The organism is Variovorax sp. CAN15, assembly GCF_030462475.1.
GTDB lineage: Bacteria > Pseudomonadota > Gammaproteobacteria > Burkholderiales > Burkholderiaceae_C > Variovorax.
Window position 1 is genome coordinate 1 of record NZ_JASMRZ010000171.1, and the last position, 2,759, is coordinate 2,759.

General features: G+C 60.0%; 4 protein-coding genes. 3 read left to right on the forward strand and 1 reads right to left on the reverse strand.

Annotated elements, in window-relative coordinates:
* A partial coding sequence (locus QMO14_RS33095; protein ID WP_301512356.1) for an IS3 family transposase occupies positions 1 to 202 on the forward strand: 202 nt, incomplete at its 5' end.
* A gap of 264 nt (positions 203 to 466) precedes the next feature.
* Complete coding sequence (locus QMO14_RS33100) at positions 467 to 883, forward strand: hypothetical protein (RefSeq protein WP_301512358.1); 417 nt, start codon at positions 467 to 469, stop codon at positions 881 to 883.
* A gap of 124 nt (positions 884 to 1,007) precedes the next feature.
* Here QMO14_RS33100 and QMO14_RS33105 read toward each other — a convergent pair whose 3' ends face one another.
* Positions 1,008 to 1,421 carry a helix-turn-helix domain-containing protein gene (locus QMO14_RS33105; protein WP_301512360.1) on the reverse strand — a complete coding sequence of 138 codons (414 nt, stop codon included), beginning with the start codon at positions 1,419 to 1,421 and terminating at the stop codon, positions 1,008 to 1,010.
* A 91-nt stretch (positions 1,422 to 1,512) separates the two neighbouring features.
* On the opposite strand from QMO14_RS33105, the gene QMO14_RS33110 reads away from it, so the two are divergent.
* A complete protein-coding gene (locus QMO14_RS33110; protein WP_301512362.1) occupies positions 1,513 to 2,460 on the forward strand; it encodes an aromatic alcohol reductase in 948 nt (315 codons plus the stop codon).
* The last annotated feature ends 299 nt before the right edge of the window (positions 2,461 to 2,759 follow it).

Genomic DNA, 2,759 nt, shown 5'->3' on the forward strand with positions numbered 1-2,759 from the left:
CAACGGGCTCTACAAGGCCGAGCTCATTCATCGCCGAGCACCCTGGAAAACGAAGGAGGCAGTGGAACTCGCAACGCTTGAATGGGTGTCGTGGTTCAACCACCATCGCCTGCTCGAATCCATCGGGTATATCCCGCCAGCAGAAGCCGAGGCAAACTACTACCGGCAACTCGCCAGTCAGAACACCGAGGTGGTGGCCTGACTTAAACCAAACAGCCTCCGCGAATCCCGGGGCGATTCATCCTTCGGTGGGGAGGCATGCAACGAGTTCGTCCGGCGCTTGGAATCCCTCGGGCTTGTCTATGTCGACGACTTCTTTGACCTGACGCTGAGCCACCCCGACTGGCTGAGTTTTTCGGCGAGCTTCGATGGTTCTCCTGAGGGCTGAGCACGGCCAGAACCGGCCCTTCCTGCCGCCCCGTCAAGTTGTGAACAATAAGCGGGCCACGCCCCCGAATCTCTGGTCATGCCTCGAACCACAGCCGACATCGCTCACGACATTGCCACCTTTGCGCCGAAGGAGGACAACTGGCTTGCCTTGGACTCGCTTATGGCTGAGCTTTGGCAGGCGGGACATCCCGAGCAGGCAATACCCGAACTGCTGAGCGTGTTTGAGCGCTATCCGGAGGAAGAAGGCTTTGGCGTGGTCTGGGGTGTCCTCCATGGTCTGGAGGCGCTGCCAAATTACGAGACCGAACTTCTCAGATCCCTCGGCCGGCGGCCGAGCGAATTCGGCGTCCGTATGGTAGGTCGATTGTTGAATGCCGGGACGACTGAAGTTGACGGTATCTCGCTATTGAAGACGCTACGCGAACTGGCGGCCACAGCGAGTTCCCCGCGCATCAGGGAAACCGCGCACGGATTTGTTTCCCAAAAAGACTGAACGCCGAGATCGAGGGCTGTGGCAGGATGCGGCCATATGCAGTCGTTCCACTATGAGGCATGAATTTAATGACGGCTCGCGGCGGCTTGACGTGGGCAGTCCGCGAATGTGGCTGAGGACGAAGCTACATGTCCGCATCGTCGTGCTGGGTGGCGAATCTTTGCCGTGCTTCCCGGAAGCTATCTGCGTTCTCGACTATCCATGTCCACAGCGGCACCAGTCGAACAAGTAGCTCCATTCCCGTTTCGGATAGCTCGTACTCGACCCTGGGCGGCACCTCGTCGAAGTCATGGCGTACAACTAACCCGTCACGCTCCAGTTGACGCAAGGTCAGCGTCAACATGCGCTGGGTGACCCCATGCATGCGACGGCCTATCTCAGCGTGCCGCAGCCGTCCATATACCCCGAGCGTGTGGACGATTCCCAGGGACCAACGACTCCCAGCGTGCGCCAAAACCTCTCGGCGGACGCCGTCGTCATCGGCGCGCAGGCCGTCGCACACCGTTTGCGCATACTTGAGGATTTCGTCTCTGTTCACTGCCGTTTTGTCCCCGGTATCACGTGTGTGCCTTCTTACATCGAAGAGTTCGCGCCAATAGACTGACCTGACTTTTATCAGTGAGCAAACAATGAACCGGTCAGATCCTAACTCTACGTCACAAAACATTCTTGTCCTCGGCGCTGGCGAACTTGGCCTCCCAGTACTGCGCAGCCTGGCACGGCGGGCCTCGAACGCACCCGGTGCCAAGATCAGTGTCCTACTGCGGGCGAGCGCGGTGGAATCCGCCGAACCGGCCAAGCAAGCTGACATTGCGGAGATCCGAAAGCTCGGCATCGAGATGGTGGTGGGCGATCTTGTCCGGAGCTCGGTCGACGAGCTTGCCCAGGTATTTGCGCGCTACGACACAGTGATTGGCTGCGCCGGCTATGCCGCAGGTGTCAACACCCCTATGAAGCTTGCGTACTCCGCTCTGCAGGCGCGCATCCCAAGGTACTTCCCCTGGCAGTTTGGCGTCGACTTCGACGTCATCGGTCGCGGCAGTCCGCAGGACATTTTCGACGCGCAGTTGGACGTGCGTGAATTGCTGCGCAGTCAGGATCAAACGGAGTGGGTCATCATCTCGACCGGGATGTTCATGAGCTATCTGTTCGAGCCAGAGTTCGGTGTCGTCGACCTTGAGAATGACACAGTTCGCGCCTTGGGCAGCCTCGACACTCAGGTAACTGTGACCACACCCGCAGACATCGGTGCGCTGACGGCTGAGGTGGTGTTCGCCGTACCCCGCATCCGCAACGAGATCGTGTATCTTGCCGGCGACACGGTGGCGTACGGAGAGCTGGCCGACAAATTGCAGACGGGCCTCGGCCGGCCCTTCAGCCGTAGTGAATGGACTGAGCAGCAGCTCATGGACGAGCTGGCGCGCGACCCGAAAAACATGATGCGGAAGTATCGCGCGGCGTTTGCCCAGGGACGCGGTGTTGCCTGGGACAAGAGCAGCACGTTTAATGAATCCCGAGCCATCGATGTAACTGATGTGGCGTCGTGGATCGAGGCCAACCTGGCTCGTAAGGGGTAAGCCGACCGTCAGCTAAGGGCCCCAAGCTGCCGCCCAACACTCCAGCACTCTGTCGACATCAACCTCCCCCAGCAGCAAGCCCCCGAGCCCCCCGCCTGCTCTCGGTGCGCGTCAACGTAGTTGTCGCCCGTTTACTCAGGCCGCAAGCGGCCGTTGGTTGAGTTCAATGTGGCTCTGCACGATTGCTTCTCGCTCAGGGTTGAGGGTGACAGCGTCGATGTAGGTCCAGTTGCGTGTCGCGCCACTCCAGCGTTCGGGATGGCTTGCGCGAGCCTGTTGGTAGAGGGCGTGGCGCTTGG

Coding starts and splice junctions, on each gene's coding strand:
- QMO14_RS33100 (WP_301512358.1), top strand. CDS start 467: ATGCCTCGAACCACAGCCGACATCGCTCACGACATTGCCACCTTTGCG.
- QMO14_RS33110 (WP_301512362.1), top strand. CDS start 1,513: ATGAACCGGTCAGATCCTAACTCTACGTCACAAAACATTCTTGTCCTC.